The 24,399-nt window shown below is 35.8% G+C and carries 20 protein-coding genes; 11 read left to right on the top strand and 9 right to left on the bottom strand.

What is annotated here, in order from left to right; genetic code table 11:
* The first annotated feature begins 388 nt into the window (after nt 1–388).
* Together QJV27_RS01805 and QJV27_RS01810 are read left to right on the top strand one after the other, a co-directional pair.
* The gene (locus QJV27_RS01805) at nt 389–1,387 is read left to right on the top strand and encodes a Gfo/Idh/MocA family protein (RefSeq protein WP_281447277.1); all 999 of its coding nucleotides are present in this window, start codon (nt 389–391) and stop codon (nt 1,385–1,387) included.
* Between the two features lie 56 nt (nt 1,388–1,443).
* Nucleotides 1,444–3,126 carry a DUF262 domain-containing protein gene (locus tag QJV27_RS01810; RefSeq protein WP_281447278.1) on the top strand — a complete coding sequence of 561 codons (1,683 nt, stop codon included), beginning with the start codon at nt 1,444–1,446 and terminating at the stop codon, nt 3,124–3,126.
* Nucleotides 3,127–3,136: 10 nt separating this feature from the next.
* Here the strand turns inward: QJV27_RS01810 and QJV27_RS01815 are convergent, their stop codons facing one another.
* The 7 genes from QJV27_RS01815 to QJV27_RS01845 all read right to left on the bottom strand — a co-directional run bounded on the left by QJV27_RS01815 (nt 3,137) and on the right by QJV27_RS01845 (nt 11,492).
* A complete protein-coding gene (locus QJV27_RS01815) occupies nt 3,137–4,942 on the bottom strand; it encodes an ABC-F family ATP-binding cassette domain-containing protein (protein WP_281447279.1) in 1,806 nt (601 codons plus the stop codon).
* Nucleotides 4,943–4,998: 56 nt separating this feature from the next.
* On the bottom strand, nt 4,999–6,066 hold the full coding sequence (locus QJV27_RS01820; RefSeq protein WP_281447280.1) for an acyltransferase family protein: 1,068 nt from the start codon (nt 6,064–6,066) through the stop codon (nt 4,999–5,001).
* The gene (locus QJV27_RS01825; protein ID WP_281447281.1) at nt 6,063–7,271 is read right to left on the bottom strand and encodes a hypothetical protein; all 1,209 of its coding nucleotides are present in this window, start codon (nt 7,269–7,271) and stop codon (nt 6,063–6,065) included. Before QJV27_RS01825 ends, QJV27_RS01820 begins: the two co-directional genes overlap by 4 nt.
* Nucleotides 7,272–7,379: 108 nt before the next feature.
* Nucleotides 7,380–8,633: a hypothetical protein gene (locus tag QJV27_RS01830; RefSeq protein WP_281447282.1), complete on the bottom strand. Its 1,254-nt coding sequence runs from the start codon at nt 8,631–8,633 to the stop codon at nt 7,380–7,382.
* A gap of 13 nt (nt 8,634–8,646) precedes the next feature.
* Nucleotides 8,647–9,921 carry a hypothetical protein gene (locus QJV27_RS01835; protein WP_281447283.1) on the bottom strand — a complete coding sequence of 425 codons (1,275 nt, stop codon included), beginning with the start codon at nt 9,919–9,921 and terminating at the stop codon, nt 8,647–8,649.
* Nucleotides 9,922–10,025: 104 nt separating this feature from the next.
* A complete protein-coding gene (locus QJV27_RS01840; RefSeq protein ID WP_281447284.1) occupies nt 10,026–10,745 on the bottom strand; it encodes a TVP38/TMEM64 family protein in 720 nt (239 codons plus the stop codon).
* Between the two features lie 6 nt (nt 10,746–10,751).
* Complete coding sequence (locus QJV27_RS01845) at nt 10,752–11,492, bottom strand: glycosyltransferase family 2 protein (RefSeq protein ID WP_281447285.1); 741 nt, start codon at nt 11,490–11,492, stop codon at nt 10,752–10,754.
* Nucleotides 11,493–11,705: 213 nt separating this feature from the next.
* Between QJV27_RS01845 and cydD the strand changes: the two genes are divergently transcribed.
* The 4 genes from cydD (at nt 11,706) to recQ (ending at nt 17,419) form a co-directional block, all read left to right on the top strand.
* Nucleotides 11,706–13,400 (top strand): thiol reductant ABC exporter subunit CydD, encoded by a 1,695-nt coding sequence (gene cydD / locus QJV27_RS01850; protein ID WP_281447286.1) that lies wholly within the window; start codon nt 11,706–11,708, stop codon nt 13,398–13,400.
* Nucleotides 13,401–15,086 carry a thiol reductant ABC exporter subunit CydC gene (cydC, locus tag QJV27_RS01855; protein ID WP_281447287.1) on the top strand — a complete coding sequence of 562 codons (1,686 nt, stop codon included), beginning with the start codon at nt 13,401–13,403 and terminating at the stop codon, nt 15,084–15,086. It abuts the gene before it with no gap.
* Nucleotides 15,087–15,168: 82 nt separating this feature from the next.
* Nucleotides 15,169–15,558, top strand: a complete 390-nt coding sequence (locus QJV27_RS01860) for an OmpA family protein (RefSeq protein ID WP_281447288.1) — start codon at nt 15,169–15,171, stop codon at nt 15,556–15,558.
* A 13-nt stretch (nt 15,559–15,571) separates the two neighbouring features.
* Nucleotides 15,572–17,419 carry a DNA helicase RecQ gene (gene recQ, locus QJV27_RS01865; RefSeq protein ID WP_281447289.1) on the top strand — a complete coding sequence of 616 codons (1,848 nt, stop codon included), beginning with the start codon at nt 15,572–15,574 and terminating at the stop codon, nt 17,417–17,419.
* A gap of 21 nt (nt 17,420–17,440) precedes the next feature.
* Here the strand turns inward: recQ and iolG are convergent, their stop codons facing one another.
* On the bottom strand, nt 17,441–18,445 hold the full coding sequence (gene iolG / locus QJV27_RS01870; protein ID WP_281447290.1) for an inositol 2-dehydrogenase: 1,005 nt from the start codon (nt 18,443–18,445) through the stop codon (nt 17,441–17,443).
* 165 nt (nt 18,446–18,610) lie between these two features.
* Here iolG and QJV27_RS01875 point away from each other — a divergent pair, with 165 nt between their 5' ends.
* The 5 genes from QJV27_RS01875 to recO all read left to right on the top strand — a co-directional run bounded on the left by QJV27_RS01875 (nt 18,611) and on the right by recO (nt 22,186).
* Nucleotides 18,611–18,745 carry a hypothetical protein gene (locus QJV27_RS01875; RefSeq protein WP_281447291.1) on the top strand — a complete coding sequence of 45 codons (135 nt, stop codon included), beginning with the start codon at nt 18,611–18,613 and terminating at the stop codon, nt 18,743–18,745.
* 312 nt (nt 18,746–19,057) lie between these two features.
* On the top strand, nt 19,058–19,429 hold the full coding sequence (locus QJV27_RS01880; RefSeq protein WP_281447292.1) for a hypothetical protein: 372 nt from the start codon (nt 19,058–19,060) through the stop codon (nt 19,427–19,429).
* A gap of 183 nt (nt 19,430–19,612) precedes the next feature.
* A complete protein-coding gene (gene rpsB, locus QJV27_RS01885) occupies nt 19,613–20,389 on the top strand; it encodes a 30S ribosomal protein S2 (protein WP_281447293.1) in 777 nt (258 codons plus the stop codon).
* Nucleotides 20,390–20,509: 120 nt separating this feature from the next.
* A complete protein-coding gene (gene tsf, locus QJV27_RS01890) occupies nt 20,510–21,415 on the top strand; it encodes a translation elongation factor Ts (protein ID WP_281447294.1) in 906 nt (301 codons plus the stop codon).
* Between the two features lie 27 nt (nt 21,416–21,442).
* Nucleotides 21,443–22,186, top strand: a complete 744-nt coding sequence (gene recO, locus QJV27_RS01895; protein WP_281447295.1) for a DNA repair protein RecO — start codon at nt 21,443–21,445, stop codon at nt 22,184–22,186.
* A 15-nt stretch (nt 22,187–22,201) separates the two neighbouring features.
* Here the strand turns inward: recO and QJV27_RS01900 are convergent, their stop codons facing one another.
* On the bottom strand, nt 22,202–24,298 hold the full coding sequence (locus tag QJV27_RS01900; protein ID WP_281447296.1) for an FUSC family protein: 2,097 nt from the start codon (nt 24,296–24,298) through the stop codon (nt 22,202–22,204).
* Nucleotides 24,299–24,399: the final 101 nt, after the last annotated feature.

Consider the following 24,399-nt stretch of genomic DNA (forward strand, 5'->3'; position numbering starts at 1 on the left):
CGTTATTACGTATGGGATGCAATATTGTTTTGGCTATACAGCAAAAACTTGTCAAGGTAAAAGCTGTATAAGATAAAAATAGATATTATAAAATATAGATTTTAATATTTTACATTGAATCAATAAAAAATATACGTTTTTGACTCTTCAGCTTGCAACATTTTTCAATATGCCACTTAAAAATCACTAAATCATAATGATTTATTAATAGAATGAAAGAATGTCCGATCGTATAATTGCGTATATAATACGAATTTACTTCATTTATCTGAATCCAACTTCAAAGGTTAACATTAGATAAAAAAGAAAATATTTTTATTTTATCTGCGATATGTCATCATGATTCAATAAATTCATTATTTTATTCATTAAATTACAAGAGTTCAGCATGGCACAAACAGAAATTTTACGCGTAGGCATCGCAGGTGCAGGATATTTTGGTCGTTTTCATGCGTTAAAAGTATTTCATTCTCGACGAGAACAACTGGTCGGTATTTATGACCCTATTATTGATAATGCAAAAAAAGTTGGAAAAGAGGCAGGGGGTGCCCCTTATTTGCCATTAGATGAATTATTGTTACAGTGCGATGCACTGATTATAGCAGCCCCAGCCGAGGAGCATTACCCTCTGGCGGTGAAAGCCATCCAAGCGGGGAAACATGTTTTAATTGAAAAACCTATAGCATCGACCTTGGAACAGGCGGATCATTTAATCGACCTATCCAAACAGACAGGGACAGTGCTGCAGGTGGGACATTTATTACGATATTCCGCCGAGCAAAAGGCAATTAGTGAACGGATCAAACGGCCTCTTTATATCGAAACCACCCGTATTGCGCCGTTTAAACCCAGAGGGGTTGATGTTTCAGTGGTGCTGGATTTAATGATTCATGATTTGGATTTGGTGATGGCTATTGTTAACTCGCCCATCGAACGGGTTGATGCCTTGGGTGCTGCGGTAACCTCAGAGTTTGAAGATATTGCCAATGCGCGGGTAACATTTCAAAATGGTTGTGTTGCCACCATTGCTGCCAGTCGAATTTCCTTAAAAACCGAACGCAAGATGCGTATTTTTTCCGAAGAGGGGTATTTGTCAGCAGATTTTATGGAAAAACAATTGGTAATGATCGGTCGGGAAAAAGGTTTACCCTTGCCAGGAACCAATGGATTTAGACGTGAGGCAGTCAAATGGAAAGACCATGATAACTTGGAACAAGAACATGCTGCTTTTGCAGCCTCTTGCTTGGACGGTGAACCCGTGATTGTCGATGCTTTGGCAGGAAGAAATGCACTAAAGGCTGCTTTGGCGGTAATTAATAGTGTGAAAGAATCAAGAGAACGCATGCAAGCATCGGGGTTGTTAAGTCCGAAGAAAATAAGTTTCTAATTTTTTTTAATTTTCGTTTATCATTCTTATATAAAAACAAAAGAAAGTTTAAATAAATGTCTGTAACATCAATTGATTCAAGATTAATTGGAGTAGGAGCTTTACTAAAACAACAGCGTTTGGCGGTTCCTTCTTACCAAAGATCTTATAAATGGGAGTTGCAGCAAGTTAAAGAGCTGTATCAAGACATAATTGATGCAAAAAATAAAAAAAGTGAGCAGTATTTTCTTGGAACGGTCGTTATAACAAAAAGCGAGCATGACAATATAAAAAATATAATTGATGGTCAGCAGCGAATTGTAACAGCCTCTATATTAATTTCAGCAATAAGAAATTATTTTGCAAAGAAAAAGGATACAGATAGTGTAGAAACCATTACGCGAGATTATATTTCAAGTAAAGATTTACGCACTAAAAATGAAATATCTCATGTTTTAATCCTTCCTGATGATCAAAAATTTTATACTGAGTATGTTATTAAAATTAAACATATTGGGCAAAAAGCTCCTAAAAATTTATCAGATACGCAAAAACGTCTCTTCCATGCGATTAAACAAGCACAGGAAACTATAGCAAAAATAACAGATAAAGATTTAACAAAAACTCCAGATGATGATTTGTTTGATCTTATTGAGTTTATTGAAAAGAAAACAGTTCTGGTTTCCCTTGATGTAGGAGATGAGGCCAATGCATATGTAATATTTGAAGTGTTGAATGATAGAGGGCTTGATTTAACCGTAGCAGATTTATTGAAGAATTATGTGTTTGGTGCAGCAGGAAAAGAAAAATTATCTGAGTGTCAAGCACAATGGAATAAGATGAATACATTAATATCGAATTCTCATGGTGAGGGTGATGTTAAAAAATTTATCAGACATGATTGGATTTCACGTAATGGTCTTATTAGGGAAAGAGATTTATATGATGAAATTAAGCGGACAATTACAAATGAGACATCTGTATCTAACTATATAACTAATTTATCGAATAATTCTGAAATATATGCTGCTTTTTTAAATTTAGATTCATCTTTATGGAAAGACTATAACGACAAAGTAAAGCAAGCACTATATTTGTTTAATATAGCTAAAATTACGCAAGTTAGGCCTTTGTTGATGTCTGTTTTTAATAATTTTAATAAAAAAGAAATTAATAAAACTATTCCGATGCTTGCCTCATGGAGTGTTAGGTTTTTAATCTGTGGTGAAGGTGGTAGTGGAGAGCTTGAAAAAAATTATGCGCAAAAAGCAAAAGAAATTTCCAACAAAACTATAACTACAGCTCTAGAATTATTTGATTCTTTTAAGATTTTGCCAACTGATATAAGATTTGAAAATAGTTTTGCCACAGTGAATGCCAAAGGTATATTAGCTCGATGGTGTTTATCAGAATTAGAAATAGAAAAAAATGGTAATCAGCAGAAAATTGCAAACCCTGACACAAACGAGGTCAATCTTGAACATGTTTTTCCAGAGAAATCTGGTGATTCTTGGGAAAAAGCTTCTAAGGATATTTCAAAATATCTTCATAGATTGGGCAATTTGGCTTTATTGAAAGCGAAAGACAATTCACTAGTTGGCAATTGTTCATTTGCTGATAAAAAGAAAGTCTATTCAAAATCTGACTTCTTACTAACAAAAGAAATAGCAAGTTGTTCGTCTTGGGATGTTAATGAGATAAATAACAGACAAAAAGAGCTTGCAAAGCTTGCTGTAAGGAGATGGAAAAATAAGCCTTGAGTTTCAAAAATTATTGTTTTAACTCTTCCTGTAACATTTCCAGCTCTAACCAACGTTCTTCCATTTGGTGATGGTCTTGATGTGCTTTGGTTAATTGTTCTGTGTAAGTATGAAATGCTTTTAGATCTTTTTCATACAGGGATGGATCAGCCAGTTTTTGATTTAACAGTTCAATTTGAGTATTGAGCTTTTCCAATTTTTCAGGCAAGTGATCCAGTTCAAATTGATCTTTATAAGAAAGTTTTTGCGATTTTCCTTTTGTCGGTTTGCTTGAAGTATTAGATTTGTTATTGGAATTTTGCTTAATAGGTTCGACATCTTTTTGACTTTGTTTACGCAAAGCCATCATATCGGAATATCCACCAGCATATTCAATCCATTCCCCATTTCCACCAGCAATAAGGGTAGAGGTCGCAACACGATCCAAAAAGTCACGATCATGGCTAACGACTAGGACAGTGCCAGGATAAGAGGCGAGGAGTTCTTGTAATAAATCCAATGTTTCTAAATCCAAATCATTGGTCGGTTCATCAAGGATTAATACGTTGGAAGGTTTCGCCAATGCACAAGCAAGAAGTAACCGTGCCTTTTCTCCACCAGATAGTGCGTGAACGGGAGTTTTTGCTTGTTCTGGATTAAACATGAATTCCTTCATATATCCGACAACATGTTTTTTTTCTCCACCAACCTGCACATAATCACCACTGCCACTTGTTAAAGTTTGAGCTAACGTTTTATTGGGGTCCAATAAGTTACGTTGCTGATCCAAGGTATTAATTTCAAGGTTTGAACCAATTTTAATTTCCCCACTATCAGGGGGTTCTTGTCCTGTTAGTACTCGTAATAATGTTGTTTTTCCAGCCCCATTGGGACCAACAATTCCCAACCGATCCCCACGCAAAATACGCAGGTCGAGATTCTTAATAATAATCTGATCCCCATAGGATTTATTAAGTTGCTCTGCCACTACGACTAATTTCCCTGATATATCGGCTTGACTGGCTTGCAACGATGACATAGAGGGATTTTTAACGATATCTTGACGTTTTTGACGCAGATCTGCCAATTCCGCCATGCGCCGAACATTACGTTTACGTCGCGCAGTCACGCCATATCTGACCCAATCTTCTTCTCTGGCAATTTGGCGGTTTAATTTATGATGCTCTACGGCTTCTTGTTCGAAAAATTCTTCTTTCCAAATTTCAAATTGTGAGAATTTTTGATTCAACTGTCGAATTTGTCCACGGTCAATCCAGATAATTCCATTGGCCATATTTTCTAAAAAACGTCGATCATGGCTGATAATAATCATGGCAGAGGAGAGGGATTTTAACTCGCTTTCTAGCCATTCAATCGCAGGCAGATCCAAATGGTTCGTTGGTTCGTCCAATAATAATAGGTCGGGTTTTGGTGCTAATGCTTTGGCTAAGGCACAACGGCGTGCCTCTCCACCAGATAGGTTTTTTGGATTTTCATCTCCCTCCAACCCCAAAGCACTTAGTAAAATGCGGGCTCTGTAATGATCCTCTGGATTGGGTAATACTGAACAAACATAATCCAATGTTGTATTATATCCAGACAAGTCTGGCTCTTGTGATAAATATTGTACAGATGTTCCAGGTTGCAGAAAAATATTACCTGAATCAGCGTGTTGTTGGCCAACGGTAATTTTCAGCAATGTTGACTTACCTGAACCATTACGCCCAACCAGACAAACACGTTCCCCAGCAGCAATACTTAGAGAAGCGTTATCTAATAAGGGCTTACCACCAAGGGTGTAAGAGATATCTTGTAGCAGAAGTAATGGTGTGGACATAAAGCACTCAGAAATTAAAATTGATATATAATTTTTAAATCTGTTTTTTAAAAATTTTATGAGGTTATTCGTTGAGAAAATCTAATACATGGTAATTCTATCACACGGTAAGAGATAATACTAATGAAAATGGTTGATACTATTTCAATTAAAGAGTGAAGTAGTCCTGATAATTGTTGATAAGAATGTAGTTTTAAAGCAATATAACCACTCATTCCCATTACTGGAAAATGCCATAAATATATGGAATATGATATATTTCCAAGTTTTATAAAAAACATGGGTACATAAATTTTTTTTCGATATTCTAAACCTATAAAACCATACAAAAGTAATGCTGCTCCAAAACCATTCAAATATAAAGATTGCCAGTAATCAAGATAAAAATGTTGAGCAAAGTTTTTATAGGATAACACGGAACCTATGGTAAATAGTGTAAGCCCTAATAATACACCTAAATACTTATCATAAATAGCAATTCTTTTTTTTGATAAAAAAAATAGCAATCCACCTAAAAAAAACTCTAATACTTTTGGATCTTTTAAAATAAAGTATTCTATCGTACGTATACCTATAAAATGAAGGTACAAAAAACAAAATAAAAAAATGCCCCAACAAAGCAAAAAATATAGAAAATGCTTTTTATTAAAAACACAAAGAAATAAAAATACACCTAAATAAAAATATATCTCAAAGGCCAAGGTCCAAGCGACCTCTTGAAATGGAATATTCCTAGTTAATAATAGTATGACATTAATGTTTATTTTCTTTTGAAGTTTATCTGCTTGATAACCTATTACTAAGGCAACACATATATTAATAGATAGCGTTATCCAAAAAAGAGGATATATTCTAAAGAAGCGTTTAATTAAGAAGAAGAAAGCGTTCTTAAATGAACGTTCATTTGTTTTCAAAACCAATAAGGTTATAATATATCCACTGATTACAAAGAAAATATCGACTCCGCAACTGCCAATAGAGATAACGATACGTGATAATTCTGTTGTGAATGAATGTAAATTTCCATCTGTTCGCATTTTTGTTGTAATACAATGTATCGAGCAAACAAATAAAGCAGCAATTCCACGCAAGGCTTGTATAGTATTTAAGGTTTGTTTTTTCACTTTTTATCATCATGATGAGTAAGGGTCATATGAACCCAATCAGGCCACAATTGAAAATTATAGCTGGGATTTCTCTTCCACAGTTCGACCTGTTGCTGCCATGGTAAACAATTTGCTGGCGCTTTGATAATAAATGTTGGATGTGCAAAATAATGGATACCTCCAACTAATATTAACCAACAGATAACAGCCCGCCCAATTTTCTGACTTAAATGATGGAGTTGATTGGTAATATACACCAGTGTGATGCATAAAATAGACTGACTTATAAAAAGATACCGTTGGTTGGTAAATAGAGTTAGAAAGCCACTCCTATCTCCTATCGATCCAATAACTGAAATACAAAAAAGTGCGAGAGCAGAAGCAAATAAAAATATTGCAGGACGTGTTTTTACATATGCGTGAAAAATCCATAAAACACCCGCTATAAATAAAATAGTTACCGTAAAGGGGATAATAACAGCCTTAATATTATGCATATTATCATGAAGATAATCGATATAGGGTACAGTAAATCGATTAATACCACCAAATGGGATATATAATTCATGAGCAAAAAAAATGGTTGAAAAATCGAACAAATTAAAAGAATGGAAACGAGATTCTATTTTTTCGTAGAAGAAAAAATATTGAACGCAACAGCTGATTGAAAGGGCAATAAATTCTTCAATTCGAAGTTTATCTTTATCCAGCCAGCAACGAACTGCGTAGATAGGAATGAGAGCAAAATTCATTAATCCAGAGAGGCCAGCAAACATTAAAACCAGTAATTTTAGCCATCTTTGGTAAGAATAATTAGGTTGCAAAACAAGAATAATTGCAGCAGCTAAGGTTAACTGAAATTGAATGTGTAAACTTTGTAGGGAAGTTTCCAAAGTTTCTGGAACAAATAATAACAATAAGGTCAAGAATAATCGTGTTTTAAATGAATTCAGCCATTCATCTTTGGCTGATAATAATAAAAATAAAGGAAGGAGTTGAAATAATAATCCTACAATTGTTGTAAAATATGGGGCATATTCCAAAGGAATCAACCATCTAGCAACTAGGGTTACAGCATTCGTTGGAAGGTTAAGATAACCTCCAAAAGAATGAAATAATGCTTGTAAAGGGGGCATTGTCCAAGCATTGTGGAAAAAAACATCTCCTTCTTCTGCCCAAAAGCGCCCGTAAATAAAAACGTCTGGTGCGCGAAGGCACATCATAAGGGCAAAAATACTAATCAAAAACAACGTTTGGTAATGACGCTTCTTTAGTTTATTTAATAAAAAGGACATAGTGAAAGTTCGATTAATTCTTGAAATAGATAGGGTTTAATCATCTGTTTTAGGCAGCTTCATTGTCCACCCTTTAGGCCAAATTTGGAAAGTATAATTTGGATTTTTTTTCCACAATTCAACTTGTTCTTGCCAAGGGGGGACACCGTAAGAATAAGAAATATAGTGATAGTAGTTATTTACACTGGCAATAATCAGCCATACCATTAATAAATTACATAATATTTGTCCAGGTTTTGGTAAACTAGATGAGAAATAAAGTAGAGTTATAGATAATAGCGATTGACTAATAAAGGCATATCTTTGATTAAAATAGGGTTCAAAGAACCAGTATTTGGGACCAATTGATCCGATAATAGATAATCCTAGATTTAACAAAGCGTAAGCAATTAAAAAGCCAGATGGTCTGGTCTTAGGATATCTATACACGCATCCTAATAAAATAGTGATAACTAAGAACCCTAAAACAGAGGATAAAATCGGTACTTGATGGTTTTTGAATAATTGTTCGATATATAAACTGTAACCGTTTGAAAAACTGTTATTTCCTAAAAAAGGAATATAAATATCTTTAATAAAGAAAATACTTAAAAACTCAGAAAGGGACGCATGATATTCCCGTTCATGAAAAGGAGTATAGAAAAATACAAATTGTATAATATTGCCAATACATAATACGATGAATTGTTCAATTCTAAGCCAATTTCTTTGAAAAATTGATTGTAACAAAAACAAAGGTAATAGCAGTAGCGTCATCACACCAGAAAGTGCAGATAATAATAAAATGCTTAATTTAAACCACCGTTGACGTGATTTTGAAATATCAAGCATGACAATTATTGCACATGCCAAGGTTAATGAAAATTGAATATGCAGGCTTTGTAGTGAAATTTCTAATGTCTCTGGAACGAATAATAAAAGCAAAGTAGCGAATAGACGATTTTTAAATGAAATAAGCCATTGATCTGTTGCAGTTAAAAGGAGGAAAAGAGGCAAAAGTTGAAATAATAACCCTATCCCCATAGTTACATAGGGTGCATATGCAAGGGGTACAGACCATTTAGCAATCAAGGGAACCGCATTAGCTGTAAGGTTCAAATATCCCCCATAGGACACAAATAACGCCTTTAATGGTGGCATGATCCAAGCATTATGAAAGAATGTTTCGCCTTCTTCTGCCCAAAACCGTCCATGCATAATGATTTCAGGGGATCTTGTACAATGAATAGTAATGGTTAATAAGAGTAACCCTATTGTTTGATAAGTTTTATTGATACAAAGTTTATTCATTGATTACAAATCATCAAGGATTATCGATTTTAGCATCTTGAAGTTGCTTGGGAATAATAATATACCAACCGCTGCACCAAATTTTAGGATGATAGTTTGGATCTTTTCTCCATTTTTGTAATTCATTTTGCCATATATGTCCTGCACCATCTTTTGCTTCGGGAAAAGTTTGAAAAAAATTGTAGCTTCCAATAATCAACAGCCACAGTATGATGATATTTACAAATATTTTTCCCCAATATGGCAGGGTCACAGAGAAATAAAGAATTAAAATGCTTAATAAAGCTTGGCTGATAAAAGTATAACGTTCGGAAAAATAAGGATTGATAAGTTGCACAGTCCCGCCAATAGCCCCATAAATCGCAACACAGGAAAATAAAATAATACTGATTAATAATGGGATTGCGGGTCTTGTTTTAGGGTATCTTATAAAGATACTGATAAAAATACCAAAGGTGACAAAGGTCGCAACGCAGGCTTGTAGTGATCTTTTATGATCTTGTACTAAAATGAATATACGTCCCATCATATCCAAAGCAAATTGGTGACGATGACCTAAAAATGGAAATATGAGATCACGAATATAGAAAACATTGCAAAAATCATAAAAAGATATGTGACTATTACGCGTAATGGATACATTATTTAAATCGATATTATATCGTATATTAAATAAAAAGAACGCCATTTGAATTGAACCACCGATGATGATAGCAATCGTTTGTTCCAAGCGTAAACGATCTTTTTCAACCAAATATTTTCCAACAAAAATTGGGATAAGAACAATCGGCAACAATCCACATAAAGGTGCCCAAAATAATAGAAAAAGTTTTAAATATCGTTGGTGTTTTTTATGGGTATTCAGAAAAACAATTATTGTACACGCTAGGGCCAGATGAAATTGAATATGCAAGCTTTGCAAAGAAATTTCGGAAGATTCTGGAATAAATAAAAGTAATAAAGTAGCCAATATCCTCGTATGAAAGGGTTGCAGCCATTCATCAGATGCCGTTAATAAAAGATAAATAGGGGTTAGTTGAAACAAAAAACCAATAAAAGTTGTTACATAAGGTGCATATTCCAAGGGAATATACATATAACGTGTAATTAGTGTGGCCCCACTGGCCCCTAAATTAATATATCCACCATAGACAACAAATAAAGCATGTAAAGGACTCATATTCCATGCATTTGCATAAAATATATTTCCTTCTTCGGCCCAAAAACGTCCTTGTATTAGAATATCAGGGGCTCTTAAATATAAAAAGATTGCATAAAAGCCCAACAAAAAAAATGTTTGATAAGGGTGTTTTTTTATGAAGCTATGAAACAAAATGCAGGTACTCTTTAAATATTAATAATTTGAAAATATGTGGGTCAATACTTAGTAATTTATGATGTTTGCTTAGGGATTTTTAGGATCTTATTCAATAATTTGCTTAGATGCCAGACCAATATTCCAGTACCAATAAATGCAACAATAAACAATAAATGCTGAATAAAATGAATATGTTGATTTTGTATATTATTTGCCTCCGTATTGGCGATATGTCCCATAAGCACATATCCAAAAAGTGCTGGCAGCGAGGCCAGCGTACCAATCAGGTAAGAGCGAAACGAAATTGATGTCAAACCAAGGGCATAGCTGGTAACTGCAAAAGGCATGATAGGGGAAATACGTAACAAACAAACTAATTTCCAGCCATCTATGTGCAATAAATGATCCAATTTTTGCATTCTTGAAGAGCGCCGCAAAAATTTTTCAATAAGAGGCCGAAAAATGGATCGACTTAATAAAAAAGAAATAATGGCTCCAATCAAAGTCGCTGAGGCAGATAATAAAAAGCCTTTCCATATTCCATAAAGCAAACCAGAACCAAAAGCAGCCGTAGAAGCTGGTAAAATGCCACACAGTGAAATTATAATTTGGATAATTTCAGAAAAAAACAATCCCTGCCACGAAGAAGTATGACTGGTATTTTGATACGCTTGTAAATATTGTATAAAAGTTTGCGCATAAGGGCCAATAAAAAATATGCACCCTATGACAAGAGTGACAGCAAAGAAAAGTAAGATCAACCAAAAAGCTGTTTTTGAAAAATACGCTGCCATATAAGGTTATTTTTCAAATAACTTATTTGAAATAATACCACATTTATGCAAACGATACTCTATTGAAGTTTTTAAAACCCCTAAACCGTAAATAATGCTACGTTTTAAATTTATAGATGAGGCTTCTTTAAAATATTTCGTTGGACATGAAATCTCACCAACACGATAGTTCTTAAAAATTGCTTGTGCTAGCATTTGATTATCAAAAATAAAATCATCAGAACATTTATCTAGGGACAAATCCTCTAAAACTTCTTTTGTCCATCCTCTATAACCCGTGTGGTATTCAGACAATTTAGCATTTAATAAAATATTTTGTATAAAGGTTAAAATACGATTGGCAACATATTTATATAAAGGCATACCCCCCCGTAACGCACCTTTTCCCAAGATACGGGACGCTATAACCACATCATAATGACCAGAGGTTAGCATACTAATCATAGATTGCAGCAATTTTGGACTATATTGATAATCGGGGTGTAACATAATAACGATATCAGCCCCTCTTTTCAAAGCAGCATCGTAACAGGTTTTTTGGTTAGCACCATACCCTTTGTTTTTCTGATGAATAATTGTATGAATATTTAATTGTCTTGCAACTTCAACAGTATTATCTTTACTTGCATCGTCAGTTAAAATGATGTCATCAATAATTTCATGAGGAATTTCTTCAAATGTTTGTCTTAATGTTTTTGCAGCATTATAAGCAGGCAAAATAATAGCAATATGTTTGTTATTCATCATGGTTCTGTAATACTTGGTTGTGGTGTGTTAAATCCTTTAACATAATGCAGTTTTTTTTTCAAAGTGTGAAAATAAATATTGCGTTAAATTGTTTTATTTAGGTAACAGGGCGAAATTTAATTTTACTTATATTTGGATTTAGCAGTAGATAAGAGGCACATCGATTTTTGTCGATAGAAATCAGTCTTCAGAAATGAAACAAAGTAGATTTAAATGCAAAAAGACAAAATAAAAAGTAAACTTTGGGCAAAACAACAAACAAAAATTGGTCAAAAGGCTGTTTTTCCAATAGTGATATTAAGTTTGTTATCCAGTATGATTGCTGTTGGTTTATCTTGGTGTATTGCACAAATACTGGGAATTATGCTTGTTCCAACTTTGTCTTTATCATTTGATGTTTCAGTTTTTATTATTGCATTTGTATTGCTATCGATATTTAGGGCTATATTCATTTATAGTGAGGAATTATTTGCTGCTAAAATAGGGTTGCAGGCCAGGCATCGCCTTAGAAAAGAATTAGTACAACGAATTATGCAAATTGGCCCATCAATCTTATACAAACAATCCAGTGGTGGGCTGACAACATTAATTGCTGACCATGTTGAATCCTTAGATGGATATTTTTCCCGTTGGTTGCCTGCTTCGATTTTATGGTTTTTATCGCCTTGTATAATTTTAGTATTTATTTTCTTTGTTCAGCCATGGGCGGCATTAATTATTGGACTATGCGGTTTAATGGTACCCATTGCACAAGCAACTTTTGGAATTGGTGCCGCTGTTGCAGCAAGACAACAGTTTGTGGCAATGACCCGTTTACAAGCCAGATTTTTGGATCGTATTCAAGGGATTGCAACAATTGTATTGGCTGGTAGATCCGAAGGTGAAACTGAAAAATTAGCAAAAGCAGCAAATGAGCTTCGTAAACGTACGATGAAAGTATTGCGCGTTGCATTTTTATCTTCGGCATCAATAGACTGTGCTATGATAGTCGCCATTGTCTTGGTAGCTATGATGGATGTAGGGCAGTTTTTAAATCATCACGATACATCTTCTGTTCACGTAACGCATGCATTATTTGCTCTTTTAATAATTCCTGAATTTTTTGCTCCGTTAAGAAGTTTGGCATTGGCCTATCAAGACAAGGCTAAGTTGTCTGGAACGGCAGCTTCGGTGGTTGAATTACCAGAACCTGTATTAGAAATAATTAGGGAAAACCAATTAGACCATACTCAACCTATTCAAGTTACATTCGAAGACGTCTCTTATCGCTGGGATGAAAAGCGTGGCAATGTGCTTAATCATCTCAGTTTCGATATCAAGGCAAGGGATACAGCATTATTAATTGGTGCGTCTGGTGCGGGCAAATCAACGATTATTAGTATGTTGCTTGGGTTTATAAAGCCCAATCAGGGACGAATATTGTTTAATAATATTGATATTTCAACAATTTCATATGATTCTTTATCCTCTGTTACTGCATGGATTGGTCAAAAACCTGTTATTTTTGCAGGAACGATCAAAGAAAATATTCTATTCGCCAAACCTACAGCAACAGAAGACGAGCTGCAATCCGCTATAAAATTTGCGGCCATTGATCAATATTTGTCCAGCTTGCCCAAAGGACTTGATACATTTATCGGCGAAGGTGGCTTTGGACTTTCTGGAGGACAAGCCCAACGCATATCGATTGCACGGGCTTATTTAAAGGATGCACCATTATTATTGTTGGATGAACCTACTGCCCATTTAGATCCTTTGACAGAACAGGATATTTTTAAAAGGTTAGTAAAATTGGCTCAAAATAGAACGGTTATTTTGGCAACTCATTCTGCAGCTGGTCAACAACTGAATGGATTACATTTACGTCTAGAACATGGCCGTTTAATTTCACAAGAAAGGATAGGATAAATGTCACAAATCCAGGATCCTTTAACACGATCTGAAACGATAAAAGCTGCTTTCAAGCAGATTTTTCATGTCTGGCGTCCTCATCGTAATTCTTTATTTTTAGGGTGTGTTTTTTCTCTTATTGCTCTTGCTCTTGGTTTGGCTTTGATGAGTTTTGCTGGTGAAAAAATTGCATTAACTGCCATGGGTATTGTAATGATCAGCTCTGCCCTATTAAAATTATTGGGGGGTGGGCGTTTATTGATGCGTTATATAGAGCGATTATATACGCATAATGTTATGTTCAAGGCTATTGCTGATCTTAGAGTATGGTTTTTTTCTACTTTATCCAAGGGTGCTGCTGCAGGGTTGGGATTTCGCCATAGTGGGGATATATTATCACGTCTTGTCTCGGATATCGAAACTTTGGATGGCTTATATTTACGCATCATTCTGCCTTTTTTAGGGGCTATTGTTACATTTTTGGTACTTTTAATTGGTATTGGCATGATTAACCTGCCTTTAGCTATTTCCATTGCGGCTTTATATGCTGTGGCAGGGTTCGTTTGTCCATTTTTGTCTGCAATTATTACGCGAAAACGGGGAAAAACATTAATAGAGGGGATAGCTCGATTACGGATTGGTGTGTTTGATTTTGTGCAGGGTCTACGGGAAATAAGAGCCTTTGGTGTAGGGGACCGCGTGTCTGCACATTTACAAACGATTGAAGGTCAACTATTTCGCCAACATTACCTGCAAGCTAAAAATATTGCTGGAATTAGTTTTATTACTTTTTTGTGTGGCCAAGTTGCTATTTTGCTTATTTTATTGGCGGCATTAAATATGGTATTCCATGATATTCGAACGACTCATATCGTTTTTTGTTTGTTTTTAACCATTACTGCTTTTGAAGGCACTTTGCCTCTGACCAAGGCGGGGGGATTAGCTGGACAGATCATGAATGCAGCAACGCGTGTCGTTGGTGTAAATAAAGGACAAATTGGGTATAACAATCCCGATGGCAAGTTAGAGGCACCCATACAAACCCACATTGAATTTCAAAATATGTGTTTTCAATGGAGTAAAGATCGACCTTGGGTATATCAAGATTTAAATATGATAATAAACCAAGGGGAAAGAGTAGCCATCGTTGGTCCTTCGGGTATTGGAAAGTCAACCTTGGCGGCATTATTATTAAAAGTCGTTACACCACAAAGTGGACGTATTTTATTGGGTGGAAAGGATCTTTCCGATCTAAGTGCAGATTCCGTTCGGAAAAAAATAGCGTGGTTATCACAAAAAACGCACTTATTTGATGATACGATTCGAGAAAATTTATTGCTTGGAAAGCCTGACGCCACAGAAAACGAGTTATGGCAGGCATTGTCAGAAGCAGCAGTGGCAGATGTTGTCCGTGCCATGCCCGATGGTTTGGATACGTGGCTTGGTGAGGGTGGGGTTAAGATTTCTGGTGGTCAAGGTCGGCGGGTAGCGTTGGCAAGAACATTATTGTCAAAAGCCCCGATTCTTGTATTAGACGAACCTACAACAGGACTAGATGCTGATACAGAGAAAGAGTTTTTTCAAATTTTAAACCAAATTGGATCGGATCGCACAATTATTTTAATTGTTCATCGATTAACTGGGGTTGAAAAGCTGGATAAAGTATGGCGTTTATCTGACAGTCATATAATTTCTGAGAAATAAAAAAAATATTTATGTTTTTTTATGCTAGAATGTAGTTATGGTTACAGGTCAAAATTTATTTTTAGAATTAAGGAAAAGATAAATGCGTCGTTTTATACCAGTTGTATTTATGTCCTTGTTGTTAGTGGCCTGTTCTCAATCTTCAAAGCTAACAGCAAACAATAACAGAACTTATGTAGTTTTTTTCCCATTTGCATCCGCTGAATTGGATGATGCATCTGTTAAAACCATTGATCAAGCCGTTAAATATGCCAAACATTTCCCTCAAAAACAGGTTTATGTTGAGGGATATGCAGCAGTTTACGGTGATTTAAGTGTCGATGAAATGCTGGCCGCACAACGTGCAAAAGTTGTTGCTCAAAAAATCACTCAAGATGGTATTTCTGCTGATCGTGTTCACGATACACCCAGACCACCAGAAGACAGAAAAAGCCAAATTGCTGCACGTCGCGTTGAAATCGAAGTAAAATAATAGTTTTAATTTGATGGATAATCCTTTCTTATTGAATGATCCTCATGCAATGGGGAAGGATAAATCCCCCCAGGCGGTTTTAGAGCATGTTTTTGGTTATCAACAATTTCGTGGATTACAAAAACAAGCGATCGATACTGTTATGCAAGGGCAGGATGTTTTACTGTTAATGCCCACGGGGGGCGGCAAAAGCCTTTGTTATCAAATTCCGTCTTTATGTCGTGCTGGTATGGGGTTGGTTATTTCCCCCTTGATTGCGTTAATGGATGATCAGGTCGCAGCCCTTCGACAATTAGGGATCAATGCAGGTGCTTTGCATTCAGAACTAGATGCTAGGGAAACCGCGACTATTCGTCGTGATTTAATGAATGGGTCTTTGGATCTATTATATATCTCCCCTGAACGTTTATTATCTGACGAGATGTGGCGTCTCCTTCAAAAAGTGCAGATTTCCCTAATCGCCATTGATGAAGCACATTGTGTTTCTGTATGGGGGCATGAATTTCGTCCTGAATATCGATTGATGACGAATTTACCCTCCATTTTCCCCTCTGTCCCAAGAATAGCCTTAACTGCTACGGCAGACCCTACAACGAAAGAAGATATCCTAACCGCATTAGCGATGAAGGAGGCCAAAGTTTTTCAAGCCAGTTTTCATCGTGAAAATTTATTCATACGATCTTTGCCAAAGCAAGGAGAAACCAAGCAGCTTTTAACCATTCTTGATAAATATCAAAATGATGCATGCATTATTTATTGTGGCAGTCGTAACAAAGCGGAGCGTGTTGCCGCAATGTTAGTCGAGCGTGGTTTTGTAGCACTGGCATATCACGCAGGACTATCATCATTAGAGAAGAGGGGGGTGCTGCTGCGTTTTCGTTCAGGTGAACCCTTGATTATTGTTGCCACTATTGCATTTGGGATGGGAATTGATCGTCCAGACGTCAGGTTGGTTGTGCACTTGGATATGCCTAAAGGGCCAGAACACTATTATCAGCAAATCGGCCGTGCTGGTCGCGATGGTGATCCTGCCGAGACAGTATTGCTTTACGGGGGTGAGGATATCGTCAAAGCCCGATATTGGGTGCAACAATCTACAAGCACAGAGGAGCAAAAGAAAATTGCTCGCTCAAGATTAGATATGATGGTGGCTTTTGCAGAGACAACCCATTGCCGAACACAAATTCTATTACGATGTTTTGGTGAGGAGTTATCACATCCGTGCGGGCATTGCGATAATTGCAAATATCCAGTTTCTCTTTTTAATGGTACGATTGCCGCACAAAAGGTATTGTCCGCAGTTTATCGTACGGGTCAACGTTTCGGTGCTTTGCATATTATTAATGTTTTAAAGGGCAAGAAAAACAATAATATTGAACATTTCCAGCATGATCGTCTGTCATTGTTTGGAATAGGCAAAGATAAAACAAATCAATTTTGGCGTGCGGTCATCAGACAATTAATGGCCAAAGATGCCCTGCGACAGGGGATTGAACATTCCAATTTGTTTTTAAATCAGGAAAAAGCATTACCCTTGTTAAAGGGCGAAGAACAATTGTATTTGCGTGAGGATATTGCCCAAGCAGAGATTGAAAAAACATCGTCCAATCAGGTTCAGGTGACGTTAACAACAGAACAACAGAATTTATTTGACCAATTAAAAGCCTGGCGGCTTTCTGAAGCCAGAGAACAAGAAGTCCCCCCTTATATTATTTTTCATGATTCTGTATTAAGAGAAATAGCTGTTTCATGTCCGCAAACAAACCAAGACCTGCGATGTATAAAGGGGTTAGGCGATACAAAAATTCAACGTTATGGGGATCTTTTATTACGATATACCCGCAATAAAAATAACGTATAATTTAATTAAAAATCGACTAAATTATATTTCTTTTGTGTGAATGGTTCGGCCTTCGATAATGGATCGACTGGCAGCTTCGGCTAAAACTAAAGCTTGTTTTCCATCTTCAAATCCAACTTTAGGTTGCTTGCCTTGTTCGATACATTCGACAAAATGACTGATTTCAGTATTAAATGCATCACCATAACGATCGATGAAAAAATTCATTAATGCTGGTTTTTGATCTGTAAACTCGGTGCTGTAAAGTCTAAGGTTATTCATTGGATGATTTTCGGATATGGCCATTCCTTGGGAACCGAAGGCTTCAACACGTTGATCATATCCATAAACAGCACGTCTAGAATTATTAATAATACATTGTTTTCCCGAAGCCGTTTTCATAACGATTGTTACAGTATCATAATCGTTGCATCGTTTCATCAAAGATTCATTGACCAAACGCGATCCCGATGCGAAAACTTCTGTAATATCTTCCCCTAATATAAAACGTGCCATATCAAAATCATGAATGGTCATGTCTTTAAAAATTCCACCTGAAACTTCGATATATGCGTCTGGAGCCATGTCAGGATCACGAGAAGTAATAATAACTTGATGTAAATCCCCGACTTTTCCCAATTCGACAGCTTGACGTACGGCACTATGTCCTTTGTCAAAACGTCTGACAAATCCTAACATAATTGGTAGGGATGTACCTTTAATTTTTTGCTCGCAGCTTTTGATACGGTCAAGAGATAAGTCAATTGGTTTTTCGCAAAAAATAGCTTTGTTTGCGGCAACAGCTTGTTCAATTAAGTCAGCATGCGTTGCTGTGGACGTAGAAATTAAAACAGCATCAACCTTTGGCGATGCAAATACATCGTTAATAGAGTTAAATAAAATCGTATTATGTTTATTGGCAACTGCTTGAGCTGCTGAGGTGTTAACATCAAATACACCCCCTAACTGAGCCCTAGGATGGGCTGCAAGATTATCAACGTGCATTTGACCAATGCGACCTGTACCAAGAACAGCGATATTAACCATATTATAAATTCCTTTCTATTTTTTTTAAAAATAGAATATATTTTCTATATTAATTTATACATATCGTGTTTATGGTAAAATGATCAATGTAATTTATGATGTTTGGAATACAAATAAATGTGAGACATCATTATAAAAATAACAATAAAAAAGTGTAAGATAATCATGACCAAACAGAAAATAGGGATATGTAAATTAACTGGTAGTAAAGGGAAATTTGTAAAATCCCATATCATTCCCAAAGCTTTTACGCGTCCATTAAGAAGGGGAGATTCTTTCGTTCAAGGAGGAGTAGGGTAAAAAAGGCTGATTAAACGTTGGGATAGTTGGTATGATGATCATCTAGTCATAAGGAAAGGAGAAGATATATTATCTGAGTTTGATAATTTTGCAGTTAAAGAATTTTTTAAACACCGTATGGTTTGGACAAGTTGGGGAATGAATATACGATTATCTGATATTTCAAATATTTATGATATATACAGATTAAACACGGATAATGATGAGATACCTGGTTTTAGTTTTAGAATAATTAAAGGTATAGATCCTGTTCGATTAAGGCTCTTTTGTTTAAGTTTACTATAGAGGGCTGCTGCATCAGATTTATTCGAGATGTCAGAGATTACCTTATCAAAAGAAAAGTTAGAATTCCTTCGTAACTTATTGATTTCTAGGGATCCTGGACCAATAACCTTTTATCCAATAAATGTTGTTCAATTGTCGACTAGAGGAGAAAATCATAATTTTACACCAATAGCAATGCCTGTTAGTGGTAGCTTATATCCATTGGAAAAAGATAAAATTTTTCGTTTTTATATGGATGGATTAATTTTTCGCTTCTTTTGTGGTAATCATGATGAGTTCAGTGTTAGAAAACTAGGAAATACGACCGTTGGTTACTCAGACGAGCTTCATATTTCATTAGTTGATTATTATAATTCTTTTCAAAAAAGTAAATTTGGAAAGAACGCAAAGAATATATGATAAATAATACAGGTATTAATACAAATATCTTTAAATAAACACTTGATTTTTTGGCAAAATCCTTTCATAAAATAAATCATCGAAATTAGTCGATAATTCACACGTAAAGTTTTAGCCACTGGTGCTTGAAATATAGATCGGCGCTTTACGGAGGTTCAACCAGAAGAAAGAGGATGCACGCTTATGGCGATGCCACAATTTACCTTACGTCAATTATTAGAAGCTGGTGTTCACTTTGGACATCATACCCGTCGTTGGAATCCAAAGATGGCCCCATATTTGTTTGGGGTTCGCAACCAAGTTCATATTATCGATTTGCAACAAACCGTTCCTATGTTGGATCGCGCATTGAATACAGTGCGTGATACGGTCGCAAATGGTGGTCGTGTTCTTTTTGTCGGAACAAAACGTACAGCATCTGAAATTGTTGCTGAAACTGCAAAACGCTGCGGTCAATACTATGTAAACCACCGTTGGTTGGGTGGAATGTTGACCAATTGGAAAACAATTACAAACTCAATTAAACGTCTACGTCAAATTGAGGAAACCCTTGATGGGGATGTTGTTGGTTTAACGAAAAAAGAAGTTTTGCAATTAACCCGTGAACGTGAAAAATTAGAGCGTTCTTTGGGCGGTATTAAAGAAATGGGCGGTCTTCCTGATATTTTGTTCATTATTGATACCAATAAAGAAAAGTTAGCTGTACAAGAAGCAAACAAATTAGGTATTCCTGTTGTTGCAATATTGGACAGTAATTCAGATCCAGCTGGGATTACCTATCCTGTTCCTGGAAATGATGATGCTTTACGTTCAATCAATCTGTATTGTGAGCTTGTCGCTGGTGCTGTTTTAGATGGTATTTCTGCTGAGCTTGGTGCTTCTGGTGAAGATATTGGTGCTTCAGAAGAATTGCCTCCTGAAATTATGATGGAAGCAGAAAGTCCTGAAATTCCAGCTTAATCGTTGTAACGATTAAATGATTGGGTTCGTCAGATTTTTATTAAGAAAAACCTGATAGGGACATAAATTAGCGTCTCGAAATTTATCGAGACGCTTCTGCGTTAGAAAAAGAGGAATATTATGGCTGAAATTACAGCTGCATTAGTTAAAGAATTACGCGAAAAAACCGGTGCTGGTATGATGGATTGTAAAAAAGCACTGAATGAAACCGCCGGTAATATCGAAGAAGCAATCGACTGGTTGCGTACAAAAGGTCTTGCAACGGCTGCAAAAAAATCAGGTCGTGTTGCTGCTGAAGGTCTTGTTGGTGTTGCAACTGCTGGAAACAAAGCTGCGATTGTTGAAATTAACGCTGAAACAGACTTTGTTGCTCGTAATGAACAATTCCAACAATTTGTTGAAGATGCAGCAAAAGTAGCATTAACCACAGGCGATGATGTTGAAGCATTGAAAAATGCAACCATGGAAAATGGTAAAACGGTTGCTGAAAACTTAACTAACTTAATTGCAACGATTGGCGAAAACATGACAATTCGTCGCGTTCGTGTTCTAGAAGTTGGTTCTGGTGTGGTTGCAAGCTATGTTCATGGTGCGTTACGTCCAGGTTTGGGTAAAATTGCTGTGTTGGTTGCCCTTGAAGCACCAGCAGCATCTGGTGATCTTGAAGATTTAGGTCGTAAAATCGGAATGCAAGTTGCAGCTGTTCGCCCAATCTCTTTGAGTACATCAGAGGTTCCAGCAGATGCTTTGGAACGTGAAAAAGCAATCTTTGTTGAACAAGCTCGTGCTTCTGGTAAACCTGATAATATCATTGAAAAAATGATTGATGGTCGTATTCGTAAATTCTATGAAGAGGTTGTATTGCTAGAACAAACATGGATTCATGATGGTGACAGCAAAGTTAAAGCTGTTGTTGAAAAAAGTGGTTCTAAGCTGGTAGCCTTCGAGCGTTTCCATCTTGGTGAAGGTATCGAAAAGGAAGAAAGCGACTTTGCTGCTGAAGTTGCTCAAGCTGTCAAAGGCTAATTTTGGTTTACTGCAAAGGAGGGGACGATGTTGACATGGTCTTCTCCCTGCATTGTATTAAATGCACGTTTGTACGGGGAAACAGACGGTATTGCCAGTATCTTGTCGCTTGATCATGGACTATATCGTGGTTTGGTCAAAGGTATGGCTTCAAAAAAGCAATCCCCAATCTGGCAAATGGGTAATTTCGTTGCTGCTTCATGGTCGGCAAGATTGCAAGACCAACTTGGCTATCTTAAGGGTGAATTGGTTAGAGCCAACTTTGCCTCTTTATCTGGGCACCCTTTGGCTTTTACAATTTTATCTTCTATATGTTCTGTTGCTGAGATTGGGTTGCTGGAAAGACAACCTGTTGAAAATATTGCCAAAAGTTTATTTCAATTATTAACATTGCTGAGCCTTGAGCCACACGAGCAATCAATCCAAATCCTACCAGCCTTATTGCGATGGGAAGCTGCTTTATTAGCAGAGCTTGGATACGGGTTGGATTATACAATTTGTCAGCAATATGGTGCCAATGCTGCTTATTATGTTTCACCTAAAACGGGTAAAGTGGTGACCGAGGCCATGGCTGGGGAATGGAAACCACGATTATTTCGAATGCCGTCTCTATTTATTGATGAAAATGATAATGGCAATGCGCAAGATTGGTACGATGGTCTATTAATGACGGGATATTTATTAGAAAAACATGTTTTTTCTTTGAAAAATAAGTCATTGCCAAATGCTAGATTATTATTAATCGAAAAAATAAAACATTTGATCAAATAACATAGACCTAAAATATTAGGACTTTTGTCCTAAAATATACAATAGTTTCGTAAAGCGTGTGTAATAATAAAGTTGGTTTTTAATAATCGCAATACAAGATAAAATCGGTAGTAAATTCTTTTTTGATTCTTGATTATTTAAATTAGAATAATATCTTAGAAATCGATGATATTCATAGGTGATTAATTGTTGATTAATACAGAGTGTGCTTGGATTTTTACTCAATTTATATAATATATTTTTAATAATATCGCGCAACTCATTGTCAATATTTCTATTATTTTTAGTAAAGGAACGTATTTTAAGTATTTGTTCACCGATTAATATTATGGAGTGAGCCCCATAGAAAAAAATTTCTTTGTTTTGGCTTGGTATATTTTTACTGTCATCAACAATGTAAACCAAATTACTGACTTGTTGATTTATCCAATATTGTCTTGATGGTAATAAATATTGTTTTGATACTTTTTTCAAGTTTTTAATCATATCAGAGCATGTAAAAAGAAGCTCTTTTTTTGTTGTTACAGGGAAAATTAAATGGCAGATGATAGACGTAAAAATTATAGCAGCAAGCAATGAAAAACTTAAATTGATAAAGCTTGATTCATTTGCTCGGTTTTGATTATTGAAAGCCAGCAATACAAAAAAGAAAAAATTAAAAGCAATCGCAATCAAAGCCGTTGGTGTATGACATGCGGCCAATCCTGCAACAAACATAAAAGGCAATAAAACAAAAACGAGAACTTCAAAATCGTTAATGACTGGAATAATTAAAAAATTGATAAATCCAGTGGTTATAATTGCATAACATGCCCCTTTCCAATAGGCTTTTGTGGCTATTGTTGGACGTTCAGCAATCGAACTGATAGCGCAAACAACGCAAACATACATCAAAAATTGCATACCGTGATCCCATGCCGTTATTTCCCATATTAATCCAGAAAGAACGATGGCAATGAAAACACGTAAACCGTTATAGCGGGCTTTACGAATATTACGATACGTATTGATATGATAGGAAAACCCACTACCTACCTTTAATATTGTATAGGTGCTAAATTGCGATAGCATTTCTTCAAGTTGAACTAAAGATCCATAAATAATAGAAATTTCAGTAAATAATAGATCTTTATGGTTAAAGTCAGAACAATGAGCCAGTTGATCACTAAATTTCACCAGTAATGTATAAAGATGACGTCTTACTGACTTAACTTCAGTCAGCAACTTATTCGCATTATTTTGAGAAGTAATTAAATTCGGCAATTCGGAGAAAAAAGAAGCAGCTTGTTGTGGAAGATTTTTAACAATTTCGCCTGATTTATTCATTGTTACGAGTTTTTGTAAACAATAAGTTCTTAATAAAATATTATTCGCAATGGCTAATATTAATCGCCCATGCGCACCAAGGTGGCTGTGTGGGGCAATAGCCATATCTGCAAATTCTGATTTTTGGTTTAATTGATAAAATGTCGAGAACAAAGACCTATTTTTGTCTAATATGTAATGATTTCCTTTGAAAAATTGTGATAAGATAAAACAGGTTTTGTGAATGGCTTTGTTTAAATTATCGTGCAACCACGTAATTTGGATTTGTTTTTGATCACCCACGAAAATAGAGGTTGTTGTTTTTTGAAGTATAATTGCCAAAATAATATAAGAGGCTCTGGCCATAGCAACGTCAAAAATCTGATTAGGGTCAGGAATGGCATCAATTGCAATTAAGGCAAATGTAAAGGCGGATACGCGCATCCCATGGATACGAAAATTATTTAAAAAAGCGGCAACAAAGCAGCACCCACCCACCCAACTGGCCAATAAAATAACAAAAATAAAAGGTTCTTGAGGGAAAAGTCCAATTAATATTACCGCTGCTGTTGTTCCTAAAATAGTACCAAATAGGTGCCATTTTGCCTTTGCGTTGCTTTCTTGTGGTGTGATCAACGCAACCATCCACACAGTCAAAGGCGCCCAAAAGGGTGAATCCATTTCCATCCAAAGAGCAACATATAAAGCAAATAAAGAGGTAAAAGCCGTTCGAAACGCAAGCCCTAGAGCAGAGGAAGAAGGTGCATACAACCACTTCCATTTTCTGATTGTATTATCAAGTTCCATTATTTTACCTTGCATCACCTTATTTTTACTTTATTTTTAACTATTACAATAAAAAGATGGGCATAATTAACATTGTTACCCCTTTTTTTTCGAGGTCAAAT

This window comes from Commensalibacter oyaizuii, from assembly GCF_029953265.1.
Classification (GTDB): domain Bacteria; phylum Pseudomonadota; class Alphaproteobacteria; order Acetobacterales; family Acetobacteraceae; genus Commensalibacter; species Commensalibacter oyaizuii.